Consider the following 22,453-nt stretch of genomic DNA (forward strand, 5'->3'; position numbering starts at 1 on the left):
CGTCTTTTCGGTCATGACGCCTTTGGACGATTGCAAAACCTGAAGAATGCCCATGGAGCGGGATGAACAGGCTGGCACACCACGCCCGCGCATGCCGGGAAAGGCCCCCGGCGCCTGGCCGGCGGCGATGGTGGGTGTTGGGGCGCATGCCATCCTGCTCGAAGAGGGCAAGCGGCGCATCGTCTCTCCCGATGAAGCGCTGTTGCGGCTGGCGGCGGAGCCGCATCTCGTCTGTCATGCAACGACCCTCGCACAGCGTCTGGCCCTGGCCTGCCGCAAGCCGGAACTGGCCATGAGCGCGCTGGCCATCCGCCACTATGACGTCGCCGAACTCTTCGCTTTCGCGCTGCCGGCCGATCCGGCGCCACCCTTGCCGACGGCGATGCTGGCGCGGCTCATCGATCCGGCGCAGGGGCCGAACCTGACGGATGATGCGCCCGAAATTTTGCCGCTGCTTGCCGATGCCCTGATCGCCCATGTAGCCTCAAGGCGTCTGCACCGGCCGGATCAGGCCCTGAAACTGGCGGATTACCTGAAAGGCTCGCGCTGGCCCTGGGCCGATGCCGTACTGGCCGCGCTTGAGGCGGGGCATGGGCTGCGGCCGAAGGGGTTTCATCTCACCGGTCTGGAGATCTGGGAAGACCTGCCGGAATGGGAGGAACCGCCGCCGCAGCCTCCGCCGGGGCACAGGCCGGTTTCACCCGATGAGGCGCAGACGCTGCTGGGCAGAATTCTCGGCCCCGATGCCGAGGAGCGCGCCGATCAGATGGCCTATGCCGCGGAGGTGGCACGGGCCTTCGCCCCCCGCCCTTCCGAGCATGAAAACGTCATCCTGCTGGCGGAAGCAGGCACCGGCCTGGGCAAGACCCTGGGCTATCTGGCGCCGGCGGTGTTGTGGGCCCAGAAGAATGCCGGCCGGGTGACGCTTTCCACCTACACCAAGAACCTGCAACGCCAGCTCGTTGAGGAGACGCGGCGCTTCTGGCCGGATTCGGCACAGCATCGCCGGCATGTGGCCGTGCGCAAGGGGCGGGAGAATTATCTCTGCCTGCTCAATGCCCAGGAAAGCTTTGCCTCGCTCTCGGCGGCAACGCCGAAAGGCGCGACACTGGCCGCGCTGGTTGCGCGCTGGGCGCTGGCCTCGGCGGACGGCGACATGGTGGGCGGTGACTTTCCGGCCTGGCTGATGGGGCTTTTGGCGGAGGAGAGCCCGCGCGGCACGCCGCCTTCGCCCATGGCGCTGGGGCTGACCGACCGGCGCGGCGAATGCGCCCATGCCGCCTGTCCGCATTTTCGCAAGTGCTTCATCGAGAAGGCGCGGGTGCGGGCGATCAGGGCCGATCTTATCGTGGCCAATCACGCCATCGTCATGGTGCAGGCGGCCATGGACGTGATGCTGGGCGAAAGCGCAGGCCGGGAGGCGCTGGCCGATGATGCGCTCGCCCGCATCGTTTTTGACGAGGGGCATCATCTCTTCGAGGCGGCCGATTCGGCCTTTTCCGGCCATCTCACCGCGCTGGAAACGGCGGAGCTCAGGCGCTGGATCCGCGGCCCGGAGGAATCGCGCCGCCGCGGGCGCGCTTTGCGCGACCGGCTTTCCGATCTCATTTCCGATGGCGGCAGGGCCTTCGCGGAAGCGGTAAAGGCCGTGGAACAGGCGGTGCGCTGTCTGCCCGCGCCCGGCTGGCGGCGGCGGCTTGCGGAACGTGCCCCGCAAGGCGCGGCTGAAGTATTCCTCAGCCTCGTGCGCGATCACGTGCGGGCACACAGCCGGGATCATGCGGGCAGCACCGAGATGGAGGCCGATTGTCATCCCGCCGAACTTGAGCTGATCGAGGCGGCGGAGGCGCTGGAGGGTGCGCTGGGCCTGCTGGAACGGTCCATGCGGCATCTGGCGGCGCTGCTGTTGAAGCGCCTGCAGGAGGAGGCGGCCACCTTGTCCACACCTGAGCGCAACAGGCTGGAGGCCATGGCCCGCTCGCTTAATCGCCGCGGCGGGCTCATCGTTGGCGGCTGGCGCGGCATGCTGCGCCGGTTTGCGGCGGGAGACGACGAGGAGGCCGATCCGCGTTTCGCCGAATGGTTCTCTCTGTCCTTCGCCTACGGGCAGGAGATGGACGTGGGCCTGCATGCCCACTGGGTGGACCCGACCGTGCCGCTGGCGGAAACAGTGCTGGCACCGGCGGATTCGGTGGTGATCACGTCCGCCACCTTGCGCGACCGGCCGCCCAAGCAACCGGACGACTGGAAGAGCGCGGAGATGCGCACCGGCGTGACCCACCTGCCCTGGCCGGTGCGGCGCGTTTCCTATCCCTCGCCGTTCGACTATGCCGCGCAGGCGCGCGTGTTCGTGGTCACGGATGTCAACCGCGAGGACATGGATGCGGTGGCCAGCGCCTATCGCGCCCTGTTTCTGGCGGCGGGCGGCGGGGCGCTGGGGCTGTTTACGGCGATTTCGCGGCTGAAGGCGGTTTACGGGCGCATTCTCGAGGCCATGGCGGAGGCCGGCCTGCCGCTTTTGGCCCAGCATGTGGACGCCATGGACAACGGCACGCTGGTGGACATGTTCCGCCATCAGGAGGACGCCTGTCTTCTGGGCACGGATGCGATGCGCGATGGTGTGGACGTGCCCGGCCGTTCCTTGCGCCTTCTGGTCATGGACCGGGTGCCCTGGCCGCGCCCCACCATTCTGGAACGGCGGCGACGGGCAGCTTTTGGCGAGGGGCGGTGGACGGACATGATGGTGCGGCTGAAGTTGCGGCAGGCCTTCGGCCGCCTGATCCGCAAGAAGGAGGACAGGGGCGTGTTCGTCATGCTCGATCCGCGGCTGGCCAGCCGCTTTCACACCGCCTTTCCCGAGGGTGTGCCCATCACCCGCTGCGGACTGGCCGAAGCAGTCCGTGCCACCCGCACCTTCCTGCGGGCGTGACCGGGATCAGGCCGGGGTCTTGCGGCGGGCGGCGCGTTTGCGCTCGTGCGGATCGAGGATGGCCTTGCGCAGGCGGATGGACTTTGGCGTGACCTCGACAAGCTCGTCATCGGCGATCCAGGACAGCGCCCGCTCCAGCGTCATGCGCACAGGCGGGGTGAGCTGCACGTTGTCATCCTTGGCGGCGGCGCGGATGTTGGTCAGCTTCTTGCCCTTCAGGACATTGACTTCCAGATCCTGCCCCTTGGTGTGTTCGCCGACGATCATGCCGCGGTAGACGACATCGCCGGGCCCGATGAAGAGGGGGCCGCGGTCCTCGAGGTTCCACAGGGCATAGGCGACGGCCTCGCCATCGCCGTTGGAAATGAGGGCGCCGGTGGTGCGCTCGCGGATCTCGCCCTGCCAGGGCTGCCAGGAATGAAAGACGCGGTTGAACACGGCGGTGCCGCGGGTATCGCTCATCAGCTCCGGCTGATAGCCGATGAGGCCACGGGTGGGCACGTGAAAGATCAGGCGCTGGCGGCCGGTGCCGGACGGCAGCATCTCCACGAGGCGGCCGCGGCGCTCGGAGAGTTTCTGCACGACAACGCCGGCGTATTCCTCATCCACATCGATGACCGCTTCTTCCACCGGTTCAAGCAGCCGGCCCTCATCATCCCGGCGCATGAGCACGCGGGGGCGCCCCACCGTGAGCTCAAAGCCTTCCCGCCGCAGCGTCTCGATGAGCACGGCCAGCTGCAGCTCGCCGCGGCCGGAGACGCGAAAGGCCTCGGGCTCGTCGGGAATGTCCTCGACGCGGATGGCGACATTGCCCTCCATTTCGCGATACAGGCGCTCGCGGATAACGCGGCTTTGCACCTTATCCCCCTCGCGGCCGGCCAGGGGTCCGTCGTTGATGCGGAAGGTCATGGACAATGTGGGCGGATCAACGGGCTGCGCCGGCAGGGGACGTGAAACCTCAGGGGCGCAAAGCGTGTGCGCCACGCTTGCCGTCTTCAGCCCGGCAATGGCGACGATATCGCCGGCCTCGCCGTTTTCGATAGGCTGGCGCGCCAGACCGCGGAAGGCCAGCACCTTGGCCACGCGCCCCGTTTCCAGCACGTTGCCTTCGCGATCCAGCACCTTGACAGGATCGTTGGCGCGCACCGATCCTGAAACGATACGGCCGGTGAGCAGGCGGCCAAGATAGGGATCGGCCTCGATCATGGTGCCGAGCAGGCGAAATGGCCCGTCCTCGACCCTGGGCGGTGGCACATGCGCAATGATGAGATCCAGCAGGGCGTCCATGCCGGCAGCAGGGCCGGCATCCGGTTCCGCGGCCATCCAGCCTTGCTTGGCGGATCCGTACAGAACGGGAAAATCCAGCTGTTCCTCATCGGCGCCCAGAGCGACGAAAAGATCGAAGGCCTCGGTGACAACCTCGTCATGGCGCTCATCGGGCTTGTCGATCTTGTTGACGGCGACAATGGGTTTCAGCCCCCGGCTCAAGGCCTTGGCGAGCACGAACTTGGTCTGGGGCATGACGCCTTCGGCGGCGTCGATGAGGAGAATGGCGCCGTCCACCATGCCCATGATGCGCTCCACCTCGCCGCCGAAGTCGGCATGGCCCGGGGTATCCACGATGTTGATGCGCACGCCCTTCCATTCGATGGAGGTGACCTTGGCGAGGATGGTGATGCCGCGTTCGCGCTCCAGGTCGTTGGAATCAAGCGCGCGCTCGGCCACCTGCTGATTGGCGCGAAAGGCGCCGGAGGCGGCGAGCAGGCGGTCGATCAGCGTTGTCTTGCCGTGATCGACATGGGCGATGATGGCGACGTTGCGCATGTCCATGGGCATCTGTCCGATCGCTTTTTTAGGCATGCAGACAAGGGCGGCGGGCGGTTGTGTGTCCGGCGGTGTCATTATTTCGGTTTCTGCCACCTGCCGGGGAAGGGAGCAGAAACGCCGCCCTCTGACAAGGGCGGCGTTGTCATCTGCCGCAAGGGAAAAGTCAAAAATTTTCCATGCTATATTTTTAGCTTTCTCGTAGTCACCACACTACACAACACACCCATCGTCATACCGGCGTAAGCCGGTATCTAAGGCCACATATGCATGCGTTTATGGCCCGAGACCTAAGGCTTCCCGCCGGGGTGACGAGAAAGATGGCAACGTTGTGTCGTGTGCCCGCCGAACTGTTCCGGAAGGCATTTTCCATGAGATACTTCACCTTCTCGCAAGCGGGCCCTAGCGGGCCATGCGGGCGGCCAGTTTTTCGCCGCCGATCTTGCCGCGTTTCATGGAAGCGGAGAAGCTCTTGCCATTCAGACGGCCGGTGGCCGAAACCGGCACGAGGATGGTGCCCACATCCCTGTCCTTAACCGCGGCGAAGGTAACGTCGAAATAGGGCGGATCGGCCTTGGCGCGGCGCTTTTTCTTCTCGGACATGCCGGCCACCGGCACGTAGATGAGCCGGCAGCGATAAAGCGTGCCGTTCAGGCGCTTGTCACGCAGCGTGCCTTCCTTGCGGAAAACGATGTCATAAACCGTATGGCCATCGAACACCCGCTGCCGGCCCTGACAGAAGGCCTTCGGGCCTTTCAGCCCTTCCCTGACCAGCATGGAGAGCGGATCGAGCACCGTGCGCCCGGCAATGGCGGCGTTGATCGCCTTTGTCTTCTCGGCATTGCGCGGCGGATTGCGCCGCCAGGATTTCACATGACCACCGGCATAGGTCACGGTGGCCTCCTTCATCTTTTTCTTCTTGCCCTTGCGCATGAAGAACTGCTCGGGCTTGACGGAGGGGTTGCCCATGCGGCCCTTCACGCGCATGTCGGAGCGGGAAGAAAGAAACAGGCCGCCGAAACCGGACGGCTTTACACGGGCCTTGCCTTCATAGGCCTTTTTGGTCAGGCGGCCTTCATAGTCCACCTTGAAAACCTTGATGCCGGAGACCCTGACATTGTAGCGCATGTTCAGGGTTTCCGCCCCGGCGGTGGCCACAGCCGCACTCAGGGCACCCGCAAGGACAAACGCGGAAGTAAGACGGCGAAAGGCAGTCTGCGCGGTCATGATCGAATATATCCCTTTCCTGCTGAATGGCGCGTTCATGATGAATCACTTGCCGTGGCTCTTTCCAAGCACGGGCTTTGGGCCGAAATCTGACCGATCGTGCCTGAATAGAGGCTGAATGCTCCTTTCAAGCCGCTGCGGGATCCTTTGCCCGCTCTTGACGAAAGCGGCCTGCCCGCCTATAGCATGGCGCCCGAAAGAGACGCGCAATTTTCGCGATGGACCCGCACCAGACCCGGGCCGCCACGAAACAGAACGGTCGGCCGGCGGCGGGTCTTTTCATCGTGTGTCCTTGCGCGCAAACGAGAAGATGGGACCTGAAGGGTTTTTCTTTTTTCAAGGAGCAAGACCATGGCTCGCCGCTGTGAACTGACCGGCAAGGGCGTGATGACCGGCAACAACGTTTCCCACGCCCACAACAAGACCCGCCGTCGTTTTCTGCCCAATCTGGTGAACGTCACCCTGATGAGCGAGGTGATGGGCACGAGCTATCGCTTCCGCATCAGCGCCCAGGCGCTCAAGACGGTTGAGCACCGCGGCGGGCTGGATGCCTTCCTGCTCAAGGCCAAGGATTCCGAGCTTTCCGACAGGGCGCGCCGCATCAAGAAGCTGATCCGTCAGCGCCTGGCCGAGCAGGAGGCCGCCCAGCAGGGGTGAGGGGTTCATCCCAAGGCCTTCGGCCATCCCCGTTTATCATCAGGGGCCGACCTGGCGGCCAGGCCTGAGAGGCTGAGCAGCCCTGAGAGGGAATGTTCCGCTTGAATACAGGGGGCGGGAGCGTGTTTCTCCCGCCCGTTTTCGTATTCTCTGTGCAGTGTCGGGCCGTTTTTTTGCGCGTAAGGCTCAGTCGCGCACGAAGGTGTGCGGATCGGTCCAGGGCATGTTGAGCGAGCGGGCCACGGCCTCATGCGTGATGTGGCCATAGGCGACGTTGAGGCCATGCAGCAGGTGCTCATCCTCCGCCAGGGCCTGACGCCAGCCCTTATCCGCAATGGCGAGAATATGCGGCAGGGTGGCGTTGTTGAGCGCATAGGTGGAGGTGCGGGCCACCGCCCCCGGCATGTTGGCCACGCAATAGTGCACGACATCATCCACCACATAGGTGGGCTCGGCATGCGTGGTGGGCATGGAGGTTTCAGCGCAGCCGCCCTGATCGATGGCCACGTCCACAATCACCGATCCCGGCTTCATGCGGCGCACCATGTCACGGCTGATGAGCTTGGGCGCGGCTGCGCCGGGAATGAGCACCCCGCAGATGACGACATCGGCGGCCAGCACCTCCTCCTCGATGGTCAGGCGCGTGGAATAAACCGTGTTGACGGCGTGACCGAAGATGCGATGCAGCTGCTGCATGCGCGGCACCGATTTTTCGATGATGACAACATCGGCGCCGAGCCCGATGGCCATGGCCGCAGCATTCTCGCCGACAACACCGCCGCCGATGATGCAGAACCGCGCCGGCTTCACCCCGGGCACCCCGCCGGGCAGAATGCCCATGCCGCCCTGTTCCTTTTCCAGGCAGTGCGCGGCGGCCTGCACCGACATGCGCCCGGCCACCTGGGACATGGGCGCAAGCAATGGCAAGGAGCCGTCCGGCGCGGTGACAGTCTCATAGGCGATGGCGACAACGCCGGCCTTGAGCAGATCCCGCGTCTGGTCCGGATCGGGGGCGAGATGCAGATAGGTGAAAAGGATCTGGCCCTCGCGCAGCATGGCGCGTTCGTTGGCCTGCGGCTCCTTGACCTTGACGATCATCTCGGCGTTGGCGAAGACCTCCGCGGCGTCGCGGGCGATGCGGGCCCCGGCGGCGCGATAGGCATCATCGTGGGCGCCAATGCCGGCGCCGGCGCCGGTCTCCACCAGCACCTCATGCCCGTGATGCACCGCTTCGCGCACGCTGGCCGGCGTCATGCCGACGCGATATTCATGCGTCTTGATCTCCTTGGGCACGCCGATGAGCATGGTGAAGTCTCCCGTTTGACGTGAGAGGATCGAGCCGCCGGAACCGACGGCTTTTTCAAGATGTTCTACCGGGCAACTATCCGCCCAACAATGGCAGGAGGCAATGGGCCTTTCCGCCATGCCGCACCGTTCTCCTCGCCTCTTGCCTGAAATGTCCCCATGATCTTCGGCCAGGAGGTTCGGGACGGAGTGACCTCGGCCTTTTCCCAGGCATGTTCAAAACCGCATGGAGGAGACAGCGGGCGCTGGAAACCTTTCAGTTTCCGGCCTGGCCTTTGGCCTTGGTTTTCGGTGCGGTTCTTTTGGGGTTTTTCTGATCTGAGCGGCCGTTCGTTTTCTTTGCGGGCGTGTGTTTTCCGGTTTTCAGGCGGGAGCCCTTGCCGCGGGGGTCCACCATACTGAAGCCGCGCATGCGTGTGGGGCGAAAGGCGGCGGCGCGGCGCCTGGCCTCGGCCAGGTCCGGGCGCTTCATCTTGCGCAGGAACAGATCGAGGAAGGTGTCCTTCAGACCGCGCTTGCGGGCGAGGATGTACCATTTCGCCGCCTCGATCCTGTCCTTGCGCACGCCGCGGCCGACGGCAAGCAGGCGGGCGAGATGCAGCATGGCCTGGGCATTGCCGCTGCGGGCGGCGGCGGCGAGCCATTGTGCGCCGATGCGCTCGTTCTTCACCACGCCCTCACCGTTGAAAACGAGCACGCCATATTTCATGGCCGCGCGCGGCAGGCCGGCAAGCGCGGCGCGCTTGAACCATTCGGCGGCGGTGATCGAATCGCGCTCCACGCCCCGGCCAAGCAGATAGAGAACGCCGAGATTGTATTGCGCGGCCGGATTGCCGGCCTCGGCCGCCTTGCGGAACCATTCGGCGGCGGCCTTCCAGTCCGGCTTCAGGCCCTCCATGCCGGAAAGGATGAGCCCCATGGTATAGGCGGCGCCGCTGTGGCCCTTCTCGGCGGCGGCCCTGGCCCAGCGCAGGGCGGCGCCAATGTCCTTGCGGCCCAGCTTGCCGTTGAGATGCAAAAGCGCCAGGGCATACATGGCGCCGACATGGCCCTGTTCGGCGGCCTTGCGATACCATTGCGCCGCCTGCTGCACATCTTTCTTCACGCCCTGCCCGTTCTCGAGGAGAACGCCGAGCATGGCCTGGGCCTCGGCATTGCCGGCAAGGGCCAGCTCATGCGCCACCTTCCAGGCCTCGGCATACTGGCCTTCCTGATAAAGGGCGATGGCTTCGGCGAAACTGGCGGCATGCAGACGGCCTGCATCCACAAAGGCGGCAACGCCCAGGCCGAGAGCAAAGAGCATGGTAAGATGCGTCTTTCCGCCAGGCCGGATCATGATGCCGCCTCCCTGATTGCCTGCATGAGGGCACTGATGCAGTCTTGCGCCGCTTCGGCAGAGCGCCACATGTCCTCCTGCGGGCGGATGAAATCGGCGCCAAGGCGCACAAGATCAGCCACCTGATCGGGCGCGGCGGGGGCGAAAGCGACAACGGGAATGACGAACATCTCCGCCCACCAGGACAGCAGGTTCTCCCCGGCCGCCTCGCGCCGCTGGTCAACGGCGAGATAGTCGATGCCGGCCTCGCCGAGCAGCATGGCCTCATGCCGCCCCTTCTCGCACAGGGCGCCGACGATGCCCTCTTCTCCGAGCAGGCGGCGGGCATGCGCCACCTCGCGCGGGCCGGTGGTGATGTGCACGCCATCGGCGCTGAGCGTGCGGGCAAGGGAGACGGAATTCTCAACCAGCACCGCGGCATTAAGAGGCTGGGCCGTTTCCACGATTGTGCGGGCCAGCGTAGCATCGGGCGAATCCGCCTGCTTCTGCGCCGGCACGAGAACGGCTGCCACATCGCCGGCCATACAGGCAGCCTGCAGGCAGGCTTCGGCCCTTTGGGGCTGAAGATCGGGCGGCACGACCAGAAACAACCTGACGGAACCTTCGCTCATAACCCTGAAAACTGGCGCGTTGCGGGCGGATGCACCGGAGAATCATCACCGGACAAATTGGGCGCAGTATTGACGATGGCGGCCGGCGACGCAAAGGGTTTTGACACGTGTCTCACCCTTCGTCGGATTCCGTTGAGTCAGCGCCGGAAAGCCTGTCCAGCAGCGCGGAGGCCAGGGCTTCGGCCGTGATGCCGAAATGACGGTAGAGATCGGCGGCCGGGGCGGATTCACCGAAATCGTGCATGCCGATGAAAATGTCATCGCGATCAATGAAGCGCCACCAGCCGTCGCGCACGCCGGCCTCGATGGCGGCGCGCACCTTTTCGCTGCCGATGATGCGGCGCTTGTGCTCCTCGTCCTGCTCGTCGAAAAGCTCCATGCAGGGCACGGAGACCACGCGCACGGAATAGCCCTCCTCCTGCACGATCTCGCGGGCCTTCAGCGCCAGATGCACTTCCGAACCGGAGGCATAGATCACCGCATCGGTTTCTTCACGTTCGCCGCCGACGATTTCATAGGCGCCACGGGCGCAGAGATTGGTCTTTTCCGGAACGGTGCGCACCGGTGGCACCTTCTGCCGTGTAAGAGCCAGAAGCGAAGGCCTGTCGGCATGCTGAAGGGCAAGTTGCCAGCATTCGGCCGTCTCCACGGCATCAGCAGGCCTGAACACCAGCATGCGCGGCATGGCCCGGAAAGAGGCGAGATGCTCCACGGGCTGATGGGTGGGGCCATCCTCGCCCAGGCCGATGGAATCGTGGGTGCAGACATAGATGACCCGCTGGCGCATGAGGGCGGAGAGGCGCATGGCGGCGCGCATGTAGTCGGAAAAGACGAGGAAGGTGCCGCCATAGGGGATGACGCCGCCGTGCACGGCCAGGCCGTTCATGACCGCGGCCATGGCATGTTCGCGAATGCCGTAATGGATATAGCGGCCGGCGCGGTTTTTGGCCGAAAAGATGCCCATGCCCTCGGTGAGCGTGCCATTGGAGCCGGTGAGATCGGCCGAGCCGCCCAGGGTTTCCGGCAAAACGGCGTTGACGGTTTCCAGCACGCGGTGGGAGGCCTGGCGGGTGGCGAGTTCCGGCGCCTCCTCGGAAAGCGTCTTGCGCAGCGCGCGCATACTGGGACGAAAGTCCTCCGGCAGCTCACCGGCCATGCGCCGTTCAAACTCGGCATAATCCGCCGCCGGCAACTTCTGCAGGCGGGCATGCCAGGCCTTGCGCTCCTTGCGGCCGCGCAGGCCGGCGAGACGCCAGGCATCACGCACGGCACAGGGGACATCGAAAGGCTTTTCGCTGGGCCAGCCCAGGGCCTTCTTGAGGGCCAGGGTCTCCTCCGGGCCAAGCGGCGCGCCGTGCACTTTCGCCGATCCGGCCAGATGCGGGGCGCCGTGGCCGATCTCGGTGCGGCAGGCGATGAGCGAGGGGCGCTCCTCCTCGGCCAGGGCCTCGCGCAGCCCCTCGGCGATGGCATGCGGATCATGCCCGTCCACGCTGAGGACATGCCAGCCGGAAGCGGCGAAACGGGCCAATTGATTGGTGGAATCGGCCAGCGAGACGGCGCCGTCGATGGTGATGCCGTTATCGTCATGCAGAACGATAAGACGGCCGAGCTTCAGATGTCCGGCCAGCGCCAGGGCCTCCTGGGAGATGCCCTCCATGAGATCACCGTCTCCGGCGAGCACGAAGGTGCGATGGTTGACCACCTCTTCGCCGAAACGGGCAGCGAGGTGTGCCTCGGCAATGGCCATGCCGACGGCGGCGGCAAAGCCCTGGCCCAGAGGGCCGGTGGTGATTTCCACACCGGCGGCCAGGCCATATTCGGGATGACCGGCGGCACGCGAGCCCAGCTGACGGAAGCGCTCCAGCTCGGCAAGCGGCATGTCCTCATAACCGAGCAGATGCAGCAGGGCATAAAGCAGAGCCGAGCCATGACCGGCGGAGAGGACGAAACGGTCCCGATCCGGCCAGCGCGGATCCTGCACGTCGAATTTCATGAATTCGGTGAAAAGGACGGTGACGATATCCGCAGCGCCCAGGGCGATGCCGGGATGGCCGGAGCGCGCCTTCTCAATGGCATCAACGGCCAGAACGCGCAGGGCATTGGCCATCATGATATGCCGGTCCGCCGGGGCAAGGGTCTCCTTGCAGGCTGCGGCGCCTTTATCACCGGCGGGGCCGTCATGGCCGCTTTCTTTGCCTTCGCTCATGCTTTCCGCCATGAACACGGTGCCTTAAAGGGGCATTCGGCCCCGGCAGACCTCACCCCAGTGCCATGAGGGCACAAAGCGGCCTGGGGTGAAGGCGTGGCACGCGAATGAACAGCGTGCCGTCACAAATCACAAACGGGGGGCGGCTGTCAATCCGTCGGGGCCCGGCGCGGCCGGTACGCGCTCACCGCCCGACAGTTGTGGGCATCCTTCGTTCAATGACTTGGCAGAGATTCCTGTCATGCTACATTGACGACCGAACGGGGCGGTGGGCGCATCGCACAGGCGAGATCTTCGAGGACGACATGGACACCCGCAACAGGTTGGAAGAAGCGCTGGCCCAGTTCGAGGCCGCCTTGACCCAGGTGGAGCAAGCCTGTGGATCGCTGATTTCGGAAACGGAGGCTCTGGATGCGCTGAAGGCAGAAAACGCGCAGCTCAAGCAGGCGCAGGCGAAACTGGAAAACGAGCTGCAGACGCTGAAAGCACGGGCCGCCGATCTGGCGGAAGCCAACCGGCAGGTGCTGGCGCGGATCGATGCGGCCATGAGCCGCATTCGCAAGGTGCTCGGCGAAGAGGCCTGAAGGCATCCGCGCCGTCACATGCGGACAGTGTTAAGGGCCCTGCCAGGATGGCCCGTGTTTTTACAAGGGGGCAACAACCGGGAGAACCGGCATGGGACAGGTGATCGTTCAGATCAACGGGCGCAACTACACCATGCAATGCGAAGACGGGCAGGAGGATCACCTGCGCCGCCTGGCCGACATGATCGATACGGAAGTGACCAACATCCGCAACGCCGTTGGCCCGCTGGGCGATCTGCGCCTTCTGATCATGGCTTCGCTGGTGATCGCTGACAAGCTTGCGGAAAGCGAGCAGCGCATCGCCTGGCTGGAGCAGCAGCTGGAAACCCTGCAGGCAGCCCGACAGGAAAGCGCCGGCGATATCGCCCAGGTGGAAGAGCGCGCCGCCCAGGCGCTGGAAAGCGCCGCGCGGCGGCTGGAAGCCCTCGCCGCAGGCGCATGGGAGAAAACTGGCAAGGCCGCGGGCGGTTCTTCAGCGCATGATCCGTCCTCTTCGCAAGGAAACCCCTGATCCATCGGAGCCGGCCAGCCCATTCCCATGCCGCGTGTATCGTGTCGTACGGCATGCATGCACGTGGCATGACACCACGTTGCCGTCTTACTCATCACCCCGGCGAAAGCCCAAGCGTGTCCGAGGAAATTCAGGAAGCGTGCTGTTGCCATTAAATCAACCAAAGAAAAAAGACTTTCCATATATTGGGCAATAGTTGCTTAACTCATTGATAAACAAGAGTAAACGTCATTGCCGGGCCTTGTCCCGGCAATCCAGGGCCACGGACGATGTGGTCTTGGTGGGCAATGGCGCCTGCCTGCAGGCTTGATTTGCGTCGTATGCTTTTTGTTGGGAGGTTCCTCTCGAAGGGTAGAGTCCTGAAGAACCCTTCTTGACTGCCATCACCGCATGCGTAAATCGCCCCTGGATACCCGGGACAAGCCCGGGTATGACGTTTTCCCATGGTATTTCGACGAATTAAACATACACTTGCCGTCAGAAGCCAAATTGGTCCCGGTGCAGCGGGTGGCAGGCAGAAAGAGCGCATGATCCTAACCTCCCCCTACCAGGGGGAGGGGAAAAGTGGTGCTTCATGTATGGAAAGAATATCAAGGGCAACTGAGTTGATGACGTAAGTAGCTGATACTCAATATAAAATAACAACCTCCCAAGTTTTGGCTAGGGTGAAAGCATGCCTAGATAAAGGCATCTGCGTAGCATGTGATTAATTCCGCTCTTCATAGCGAAAATCATTCGCAACGCACAGAGTAATTTGATTGGACAATGGGGGGCGAAAGCCGGGGTCTCGAGCCACAGACGCATGAGTAAGTGGCCTTAGATACCGGCTTTCGCCGGTATGACGGTAAAAATGTTGTGTGACATGAATGAGGGAATGGCCATCAAGGCACTGATTTACATTCTTTTCATACGAAAACTCACTCCGTCTCCAGGCCGGCGAGGCGCAGTTTCCAGGCGAGGGTTTCCGAGTCCAGGGGCGCGCACAGGCAATCGTGCGCACCGGCCATGATCAGGGCGGTGGCGAGGGCCGGGTCGCGGTCCTTGAGGCAGGCGATGATCACAGAAGCCTCGACATGCGAAAGGCGCTGCAGGCGGGCGATGAACCGCTCCGCTTCATCCGCGCTGTTCCTGCCGGCGGAGACCAGAAGGACGCGCGGCATGTCCCGCCGGCAGTGAACCAGTGCGGCCTCGGCATCGGCCAGGGCAAGAGCCGGCATGCCCAGCCGTTCCAGCAAGGCGCAGAGGCGGCCTGCGGCCTGCACATCACCATCTGCCGCCAGAACCAGCGCCGGATGGGGGGCGGCGGAATGCACACGCATGCATGTGGCCATGTCCGTCATGATCACACATCCCATGTTGCCTGCCCCCGTTGTGATTGCGACACCATGGCACGACAGGAATGGTTAACAGGGGATTAACATGTTCTCCACAAGAGAGGGTATTTTTATACCAATAAAATCAATGTGTTATTCTCTCATCCCCACATTTGACACATCCGTTCTGTGGAAAAGTGTTCACATTTTGGCCTCATTCTGACAGACACACGATTCAAAGCCGCGCGCCAGAGGGATTGTTCTGCCCGGAAAGGGCGCCTATAACCGGCTGCGAGAAGCGGAAAAAGGGGCAAGGCGTGTTCCGTCGGGCGCGGACCTGAAAACAAAGGATGCCCAGCCGGTTTTCCGGAAAAGCGCTTTGAAAATGGCATCAGAAAAACCAGGGCAGGCGCCGCCAGAACGGAGCCAAATCCGCCTTTGTGGCTTAAGTCGTAACGACATCAACGCGCGGGCAGCCGGCGGAATGCCGCTAGCGTTCATGCTCTTTGAGGCTTTTGCCCGTTGCGGTTTGATATCGAAGAGGTGAAGATGCGTTCCCTGCTGTTCGTTCCTGCCGATGATCCGACCAAGATCGACGCCGCCCTCACCTGCGGTGCGGATGCGGTCATCCTCGATCTCGAGGATTCCGTCGCCTACGAAAACAAGGCAAAGGCACGGGAAAACGTGAAGGCCGTGATCCGCGAACACCGGCAGGCCGGCAAGGAGATGCCGGAACTGATCGTGCGCATCAACGCCCTGGACGAGGCGGAGTTCAATGCCGACATGGTGGCGCTTCTCGACAATCCGCCGGAGGCCTTCATGTTGCCCAAGGCGGAGGGGCCGGGCTGTCTGGACCGCATGGCGCGGCATGCCGGGCCGATTCCGGTCATCGCCATCGCGGCGGAGACCCCGCGCGGCGTGCTCACCCTGCCCGCCTTCGCCGAGAAGGTTCCGGCCAACCTGCTGGCGCTGACCTGGGGCGCGGAAGACCTTTCCGCCCGCCTCGGCGCGGCCACCAACCGCGATGAATACGGCCATCTCACCGATCCCTACCGGCTGGCGCGCTCCTTGTGCCTGTTCACGGCGCGGGCGGCCAATGTCGATCCCATCGACACCGTCTTCGTGCGCTATACCGACACGGAAGCACTGGCGCAGGAATGCGCCGCGGCCTTCCGCGACGGCTTCACCGGCAAGCTGGCCATCCATCCGGATCAGGTGCCGATCATCAACCAGGCCTTCACACCAACCAGCGAACAGATCGAGCGGGCAAGGGCAATCATTGAGGCCTTTGAGAGCAAGCCGGGCGCGGGCATGGTCTCCGTGGACGGGCGCATCTACGACAGGCCGCATCTTCTGCGTTCGCAGCGGCTTTTGCGCAAGGCCAAGCGCTATGGCCTGATATAACACCGCCCATCGCTGCGGCCGGCCCGTCCATCACGCCGATCAGCCCCTTCTCCCCGCACGTAAATGGCGTTTGGGGGAACGTGCGTGCCGTGGTTTCATGCGCGCATGGGCACATTCGCCTTTTTCCGATCAATCAGCGGGCGGGTGTTACATTGCCTTTGGCAGCGGCCGCCGGGGCGGGCGGTGTGGTTCTGGCCGGCTGGGTGCTCGCCTTGTTCTTGCCGACTTTCCTGTCAGCGCTGTTTGGCACATTCTCGGGATTGCCCAGGAGAATGGCCTTGAGCCGATCCGGCCGCAAAAGCCGTTTCGCCACCCGGCGGGCATCCTCGATGGTGACGGCGCGAATGAGGTCGTTGCGGCGGTTCACATAATCGATGCCCAGGTCCTGCTTGCGAAACGCCATGAGGATATCGGCGATCTTGCTCGTGGAATCGAAGCGCAGGGGAAACGACCCGGTGAGATAGAGCTTGGCGTCCTCAAGCTCCTTTTCCGTGGGGCCTTCCTTGGCCATGCGCGCGATTTCCGCCCGGATGATGGAGAGCGCTTCTGCCGCCTTCGCATTGCGCGTTCCGGCATAGGCGAAGAAAACACCCGCCTTCTTCCAGGCAAACAGGGCGGAATAAACCACATAGGCCAGCCCCCGCTGCTGGCGCACGGCCTTGTTGAGCCTTGACAGCGCGCCATTGCCCAGAATGTGATTGACGACATAGGCGGGAATGAAATCGGGATCGCTGCGCAAAAGCCCCTTGTGCCCCACATAGATGAGCGTCTGCGGGATCGGCCGGCGGATCACCTTCACGAAACCCTCTTCGGGAACGCGCGGATCTGGAACCGCACCGAGATCGCTCTTGGCCGGCAGCGGTGCGAAGGTTTCGTCAAGCAGGCGGGCCAGGGTCTTGGCGTCAATATCGCCAGCCACGGTGACGATGAGATGATCGCGGGTGAACACCCGCTTGTGCCAGGCGCGCAGATCATCGGCGGTGATGGCCTTCACCCCCGCCTCGGTTCCGTCGGTATCGCGGGCATAGGGATGATCGCCGAAAAGCGCCTTCTTGAAAGCCATGAAGGCCTGATGATCCGGCTTTTCCGACTGATTGCGCAGGGACACGATGAGCTGCTTGCGGATGCGCTCTAAGGCTTCCGCATCAAAGCGGGGCTTTTGCACGGCCAGAGCCAGAAGCTTGAAGGCGGCGTCACGATTGCGGGTGAGTGTGGTGAAGGAGCCTGTGAAGAATTCCATGCCGGCGGAGAAGGACATGCGCATGGCCAGATCCTCCATGCGGCGCTGGAACTCGGCCGATTTCAGACCGCCGGCGCCTTCATCGAGCATGGCGGCAAGAAAGGTGGAAAGCCCCTGTTTCTCCGCCGGCTCGAAGGCAGCCCCGCCTTTAAAGGCGAAGCGCATGGCGATCAGCGGCACGGTGTGATCCTCCACCAGCCAGGCGGTGATGCCGGCGCGGGGCGCGTGCACTTTCTGGATACGCATCTCGGCCTGCGCGAAAGAGGAAACTTGCACAAGGCCGAGAAGCAAAAGGACGATGCCGAAAAGAACGCGGACGCTGCTGCCGCGCAAAAAATGACGAGACATGAAAGAACGGCCCTCTCCAGACATGATCGTGCTCATCCGCAATCAGGCTCCTTGAATCCTCATGGAATGAAATCTCTCACCGGCCGGCGGCGGCTGGCTGAGGCGCGGCGGCGGCCTTTTGGGCCCCGGTTCTGGAGGCCTTCGCCTCTTTCGCCCTGCGCGGTTCAGGCACACCCTTTTTCAGGAATCCGGTGACGGAATTGGGCAAGTCAAGATAAGCCTTCGCCACGGCGCGGACCTTTTCTGGCGTGACCGCCATGATGTCGTCTTCCCAGTTTTCCACCAATTTAAGCGATCCGCCCCAGGCCAGCGTGCTGCCCACCATGCGGGCAAGGCCGAACTGGGAATCGAGGGCATAGGTGGTCTCGGCCACGATGTTGCGTTTGGCGCGTTCCACCTCCTTGGGGTCAAGACCTCTTTTCCTGACCTCGGCAAGGATGGCATCGATGCGCCTTTCCAGCTTTTCCAGCGATGTGCCGGGCGTGGGCGAGGCATAAATGCCGAAGGTGCCATAATCCCTGTATTCTCCATCGTACCAGGCGCCCGCCCAGGTGGCGATCTTCTCCTCGATGACAAGTTTGCGATAGAGCAGCGAGGTCGTGCCCTCGCCCAGCGCCCGGGCCAGCACATCCAGCGCATGGGCCTCGCCCTTGCTTGCGGTGCGATAGGACGGCGCGACATAGAGACGCTCCACAATCGGGGCCTTGATGCGTGAATCGGCCATGATCAGGCGGCGCGCGGCCAAGGGCGGCGGCTCATGCGTGCGCACGCGCGGGCGGCGCGGGCCGTCGTTCTCGAGCGGGCCGTAATATTTCTCCGCCAGCGCAAAAACCTCCTCGGGCTTCACGTCTCCGGCCACAACGACAATGGCGTTGTTCGGGCTGTAATGGCGGCGATAGAAACGCAGGGCGTCTTCCAGGGTGAGGCGGGAGACATCATCCATCCAGCCCGCGATGGGGCGCCTGTAAGGGTGAGCGAGGTAGAGTGTGGCAACCATGCGTTCCGCAAAAAGGGTGCGCGGATCATTGTCGGTGCGCATGCGGCGCTCTTCCTTGATCACTTCGCGCTCGGTATCCAGAACCTCCTGCGTCAACTTCAGGTTACGCATGCGATCGGCTTCCATGCGCATGACCAGCGGCAGATGTTCCCTGGCGATGCGCTGGAAATAGGCGGTGTAGTCCCAGCTGGTGAAGGCGTTGTCGTTGCCGCCATGGCGCTCGATGATCTGGGAGAAGGCGCCGGGCGGGATCTTGTCCGTGCCCTTGAACATGAGGTGCTCGAAGAAGTGGGCAAGCCCGGTCTTGCCCGCCGGCTCGTCGGCGGCACCAACCCGGTACCAGACCATGTGCGTGACCACCGGTGCGCGATGATCCTCAATGACGATGACGCGCAGGCCGTTCTTGAGCGTTTTTTCGCTCTTGTTCAGCTTCAGCGCCCAGGAGGGCGGCGCAAAGGCGACCATAAACAGCAACAGCGCAGTCAGCACCATGACGTGCGGCAGGCGAGCCTTCATTTCTCCTTCTCCCGCAAGACGACATTCCTTGAAAAAGGAATCACCGAATGATTGTGTCCATTGTGCCCCGTCATTGCGAACGGCTCACGTTAAAAGCCGGTAAGGGCTTGAACTTTCCCGCGTCATGGCCCGTGACGGCACATCCGTTTTCAGAGGGGCTTCTTGGCAACCGCGTGGTCGCCTGAGGTCACTTGAAGATGGAGCCGATGTTGAAGATCGTGCCGTAATTGGGGTTCTTGCGGCGCTTTTCCTCGATGATCTTCTTCTGAAGCTCGCGGTTGAGCTCGGCGATGGTCTTGCGGCGGCCGTCCGGATGATAGAGCGAGATGCCCTTCTTGCGATAGACGTCGTAGAAATCGCCCTTCAAGGTGCCGTCATCCTGGGGAGCGGCCTCGGCAGGATTTTGGGCGGAGGCCGTGCGGATATCGGGAGCGGCGCCTGCGGGCGTGCCCTGCGGCGGAGTTATGAGATTATCCGTCGGGGATGTGGCCGCCATGGTCGAGGCCGCGGCATCGCTGCCGCCCTGCCCTGGCGGCGGCAGACGCAGATCCGGCGGGACCGAAAGGGGCGGATTCGTGCGCACGAGGCGCTCATCGGGCACATTCTTGCCTGCGCCCATGATATCCATCACATCGGTTTCGCTGCAGCCCGCCACAAAGAGGGCCGTCAAGACGAAAACCCATCGACCTGCCCGCATCGGCATGAAAACGCGCCTCCAGCTCACTCGCCCCGCTCGCATGCGCCCCCGGTCTCACGATCCATCATGCATCCAACAGAAAAGCCGCGTGATTGTGGCCAAAGGGTGACCCCAGGCCTTTTTACGAGACACGGGGACAAGAGCGGCCGCACCGCTCAGAATGGTTGCGGCTTTACGTCTTTTCCCGACGGCTGTCGTCCTCTGCAAAAAAGGAATCATACAGGATCATGACGACGCCGACAACGATGGCGACATCGGCGAGGTTGAACACGTACCAGGACAACGCTCCCCAATGCAGCCAGAAAAAGTCGGCCACCGCGCCATGCAGGATGCGATCCAGCGCGTTGGAAAGTGCGCCCCCGATGATGAGGCCAACCCCCGCGGCGGGAAGCGGGCGGCTGAACGTGGCCATCCACAGCCACAGGCCAAGGGCGGTGATCACGGAAAGCGCAACAAGCATGTACCGGCCGAAATCGGTGTGCTGCTGAAACAGCCCGTAGGAAACGCCCTTGTTCCAGGCAAGCACGATGTCGAAAAAGGGCAGGACCTCAATACGGCGATATGGCCAGGAGGCCATGTCATAAAGCCCGAGCATCATCAGCTTGAAGCCCTGATCCCCCACAAAAGCGAGAAGGGCGAAAACGAAGCCGATGACCGACATCGGCCCCAAGAGCCGGATCTTTCCGATTTTCAAACCCATGCGGATGCCTCATCGCCCGTGAATCAAAGCCGACTGTCATCCGCACCATCCGCCTTTCGGCGCCTGAAAAACGCCGATCGTGAATGATGATGATGCCTCGGCTCGGATGCGGGCTTAGCCGTCGCTTCACCTCCCGGCGCGGCGGGCCGGATCATTTTCACGTGACTGCGTGACTACACAAAGGGGGCGCGTCTTGGCAATCCCGGCATCCGGCAGGCGGAGACATGCCCCGGCGGTTTTAAGGGAGCACGGTGCCTTTAAACAGGTTATCGCGTGCGCCGTTTTCTCATCCTGACGCGGTGCGTGGGCCGTTCCAGGGAACGATGATGTCCTCGATGGTCAGGGTGTTTTCCGAGCCATCGCCCGTCTGATCCGAGCGGCGCTGCGCCGTGTTCGTAACACGGGGCGGCATGGGGGTGGTGCTGCCGGTCACGATGTCATCAACGGCCGAAAGGGTCAGGCGCAGATGGGCATGCAGGCTCTGTGATGCAGGCAGAACAGCGGCATGCTGTTGACTGGCTTGCGCCTCAGTCGGCTGGGACTTAGGTGGTGTCATTTCTTCCCCTGCCCTTTCCGGAACGGCGGGCGTGTCACTTTCCGGCGCACCGGCTTTGGTAGGGGCGGCAGGCGGGGCGTCATTGGCCCATTCGTAAATCAGGCGCACCGCATAGCGCAGCCTAAGCTTGAAACGCTGCCAGTAGCGATTGGCCACGTCGCAGGCCTGCGGCTGACGCTGACAGAAACTGCCGGCATCGGAAGCCGCGGCCATGGCGGCCAGGGCCAGTTCGGCGGCATTGGCATCGGCAGGCGGGCGCGCCTGTGCCGCCGCAGCCTGCATGAGCGGGTCATCCGGTGGCGGGTCCGGCAACAGCAGGGCCGCCGCCAGCCCCAGGAACAGAAGCGTTCTCAGTTTCATCGACGTCCCCCTTGAATTTTTTAAGCGCCGCAAGCGGGCTTGCATGCCCCATGCGACCCCTCTTTTTTCTCTGTCTGCCATGTTAGGGGACGGATTTGAGAAAATCGCTGAAAATGCAGGGAAAATTTTAGGGCAATTCGAGTCGATTTGCCCTTTTTGCGTTCACTCTTGAGCAATCATTGAAAAGAGGGCCAGCCTCACGCCCTGCCCCGTCAGGGAAGCGGCTTTCAAAGCAGGAAGCGTAAACGGGCTCTTAACCCTGTCTCTTCTAGTCTGGCAGCAGGCTGGTCCGGTGTCTTTTACGTGCCGGATCATGCATCTCAAAGCACTCAGCCGCGCATTCGGTCAGCAGAGGTGAGGCATGCGTCCGTTCTTTCGCTGGAGCTCCGGCATTGTCATCGTGCTCTTTTCCGGCGCCATTGCCTACAATCTGTTCTTTGTTCAAAGCGCCATAAAGCAGGCGCGCAACGGTGCCATTGTGGTCGAGCCCGACCGGCTGGGCGAACTTGCCCGTCATGTTGCCGAGGCAGAAAAAAGGCGGGGGCATGGCCTGCCTGCGCGGCTGGTGCGGACCACGGTGCGCCCCGATGGCCTGAATGGCCGCGAGCGGGATGCGGCGAAGGCGGCCGTGGTGCTGGCGGCCCAGCGCAGCTTAAAGAAGCTCGGCTTCTACCATGGTGCGCTGGACGGACGCCTCGGCCCGGCAACACGGCGGGCGCTGCTTGCCTTTCAGAAGCGGCTGGGGCTGAAAGCCACGGGCATTCCCGATCAGACCACCCTGGATCGCCTGCGCTATGAGGAACGGCTGCGGGCCTTGAGCGGCAATACCGCCAGCATCGCCCCTTTTGCGCCGACCACCGAGAAACGCGCATTGGCCACACCGGCGAAGACGAAAACGGCCGCGGGAGATGCGCGCATTACCGCCGTTCAGTTCGCGCTGGCCCGCGCCGGCTTTGATCCCGGCGACATCGATGGACGCCTGGGCCCGGCGACGATACGCGCCCTGAAACGTTTTCAAGCGGCAAAGGGGCTTGCCGTCACCGGCCGGCCCGACGCCGCCACTCTGAAGGCTCTTGGGCTGTAAGGAAAAGAAACCGACGGCTTCACCCTTTGCCGTCTCAATCTTTGT

The 22,453-nt window shown here is 63.3% G+C and carries 18 protein-coding genes; 6 read left to right on the forward strand and 12 right to left on the reverse strand.

Going from position 1 to position 22,453, the window contains the following annotated elements:
- Window positions 1–52: 52 nt before the first annotated feature.
- The gene (locus tag EK16_RS04110; protein WP_231573601.1) at window positions 53–2,929 is read left to right on the forward strand and encodes an ATP-dependent DNA helicase; all 2,877 of its coding nucleotides are present in this window, start codon (window positions 53–55) and stop codon (window positions 2,927–2,929) included.
- A 6-nt stretch (window positions 2,930–2,935) separates the two neighbouring features.
- Here the strand turns inward: EK16_RS04110 and typA are convergent, their stop codons facing one another.
- Both typA and EK16_RS04120 read right to left on the reverse strand, forming a co-directional pair.
- Window positions 2,936–4,759 (reverse strand): translational GTPase TypA, encoded by a 1,824-nt coding sequence (gene typA / locus EK16_RS04115; RefSeq protein WP_038035849.1) that lies wholly within the window; start codon window positions 4,757–4,759, stop codon window positions 2,936–2,938.
- A gap of 396 nt (window positions 4,760–5,155) precedes the next feature.
- Complete coding sequence (locus EK16_RS04120; protein WP_038034912.1) at window positions 5,156–5,980, reverse strand: DUF3108 domain-containing protein; 825 nt, start codon at window positions 5,978–5,980, stop codon at window positions 5,156–5,158.
- A 351-nt stretch (window positions 5,981–6,331) separates the two neighbouring features.
- Here EK16_RS04120 and rpmB point away from each other — a divergent pair, with 351 nt between their 5' ends.
- Window positions 6,332–6,637 carry a 50S ribosomal protein L28 gene (rpmB, locus tag EK16_RS04125; RefSeq protein ID WP_038034914.1) on the forward strand — a complete coding sequence of 102 codons (306 nt, stop codon included), beginning with the start codon at window positions 6,332–6,334 and terminating at the stop codon, window positions 6,635–6,637.
- Window positions 6,638–6,823: 186 nt separating this feature from the next.
- On the opposite strand, the gene ald is transcribed toward rpmB, so the two are convergent.
- From ald to tkt, 4 genes are all read right to left on the reverse strand, one after another.
- Entirely contained in the window at window positions 6,824–7,942 is a 1,119-nt protein-coding gene (ald, locus tag EK16_RS04135; RefSeq protein ID WP_038034917.1) for an alanine dehydrogenase, read from the reverse strand.
- A 256-nt stretch (window positions 7,943–8,198) separates the two neighbouring features.
- Window positions 8,199–9,278 (reverse strand): tetratricopeptide repeat protein, encoded by a 1,080-nt coding sequence (locus EK16_RS04140; RefSeq protein ID WP_051928916.1) that lies wholly within the window; start codon window positions 9,276–9,278, stop codon window positions 8,199–8,201.
- Window positions 9,275–9,889 carry a thiamine phosphate synthase gene (locus EK16_RS11410; protein WP_051928917.1) on the reverse strand — a complete coding sequence of 205 codons (615 nt, stop codon included), beginning with the start codon at window positions 9,887–9,889 and terminating at the stop codon, window positions 9,275–9,277. Before EK16_RS11410 ends, EK16_RS04140 begins: the two co-directional genes overlap by 4 nt.
- Before the next feature lie 112 nt (window positions 9,890–10,001).
- Window positions 10,002–11,999: a transketolase gene (gene tkt, locus EK16_RS04150; RefSeq protein WP_038035852.1), complete on the reverse strand. Its 1,998-nt coding sequence runs from the start codon at window positions 11,997–11,999 to the stop codon at window positions 10,002–10,004.
- A gap of 317 nt (window positions 12,000–12,316) precedes the next feature.
- Between tkt and EK16_RS11855 the strand changes: the two genes are divergently transcribed.
- Window positions 12,317–12,682: a DUF4164 family protein gene (locus tag EK16_RS11855; RefSeq protein WP_197059601.1), complete on the forward strand. Its 366-nt coding sequence runs from the start codon at window positions 12,317–12,319 to the stop codon at window positions 12,680–12,682.
- Between the two features lie 91 nt (window positions 12,683–12,773).
- Window positions 12,774–13,193, forward strand: a complete 420-nt coding sequence (locus EK16_RS04160) for a cell division protein ZapA (RefSeq protein WP_051928918.1) — start codon at window positions 12,774–12,776, stop codon at window positions 13,191–13,193.
- Between the two features lie 917 nt (window positions 13,194–14,110).
- Here the strand turns inward: EK16_RS04160 and EK16_RS04165 are convergent.
- Window positions 14,111–14,548: a hypothetical protein gene (locus EK16_RS04165; RefSeq protein ID WP_038034920.1), complete on the reverse strand. Its 438-nt coding sequence runs from the start codon at window positions 14,546–14,548 to the stop codon at window positions 14,111–14,113.
- Window positions 14,549–15,055: 507 nt separating this feature from the next.
- On the opposite strand from EK16_RS04165, the gene EK16_RS04170 reads away from it, so the two are divergent.
- The gene (locus EK16_RS04170; protein WP_081910393.1) at window positions 15,056–15,910 is read left to right on the forward strand and encodes an HpcH/HpaI aldolase/citrate lyase family protein; all 855 of its coding nucleotides are present in this window, start codon (window positions 15,056–15,058) and stop codon (window positions 15,908–15,910) included.
- A gap of 133 nt (window positions 15,911–16,043) precedes the next feature.
- Here the strand turns inward: EK16_RS04170 and EK16_RS04175 are convergent, their stop codons facing one another.
- The 5 genes from EK16_RS04175 to EK16_RS11415 form a co-directional block, all read right to left on the reverse strand.
- Entirely contained in the window at window positions 16,044–17,498 is a 1,455-nt protein-coding gene (locus EK16_RS04175) for a M16 family metallopeptidase (RefSeq protein ID WP_051928920.1), read from the reverse strand.
- Between the two features lie 76 nt (window positions 17,499–17,574).
- The gene (locus EK16_RS04180; protein ID WP_156098477.1) at window positions 17,575–19,011 is read right to left on the reverse strand and encodes a M16 family metallopeptidase; all 1,437 of its coding nucleotides are present in this window, start codon (window positions 19,009–19,011) and stop codon (window positions 17,575–17,577) included.
- Between the two features lie 187 nt (window positions 19,012–19,198).
- Window positions 19,199–19,681, reverse strand: coding sequence for a DUF3035 domain-containing protein (locus tag EK16_RS04185; protein WP_038034922.1), 483 nt, complete (start codon window positions 19,679–19,681; stop codon window positions 19,199–19,201).
- Between the two features lie 199 nt (window positions 19,682–19,880).
- Entirely contained in the window at window positions 19,881–20,408 is a 528-nt protein-coding gene (lspA, locus tag EK16_RS04190) for a signal peptidase II (RefSeq protein ID WP_038034924.1), read from the reverse strand.
- 286 nt (window positions 20,409–20,694) lie between these two features.
- Window positions 20,695–21,324 carry a DUF5330 domain-containing protein gene (locus EK16_RS11415; protein ID WP_051928921.1) on the reverse strand — a complete coding sequence of 210 codons (630 nt, stop codon included), beginning with the start codon at window positions 21,322–21,324 and terminating at the stop codon, window positions 20,695–20,697.
- A 361-nt stretch (window positions 21,325–21,685) separates the two neighbouring features.
- Between EK16_RS11415 and EK16_RS04200 the strand changes: the two genes are divergently transcribed.
- Window positions 21,686–22,408, forward strand: coding sequence for a peptidoglycan-binding domain-containing protein (locus tag EK16_RS04200; protein ID WP_038034925.1), 723 nt, complete (start codon window positions 21,686–21,688; stop codon window positions 22,406–22,408).
- Window positions 22,409–22,453 lie beyond the last annotated feature (45 nt).

The sequence above is a fragment of the Thermopetrobacter sp. TC1 genome (genome assembly GCF_000746275.1).
Classification (GTDB): Bacteria; Pseudomonadota; Alphaproteobacteria; order Rhizobiales; family Aestuariivirgaceae; genus Thermopetrobacter.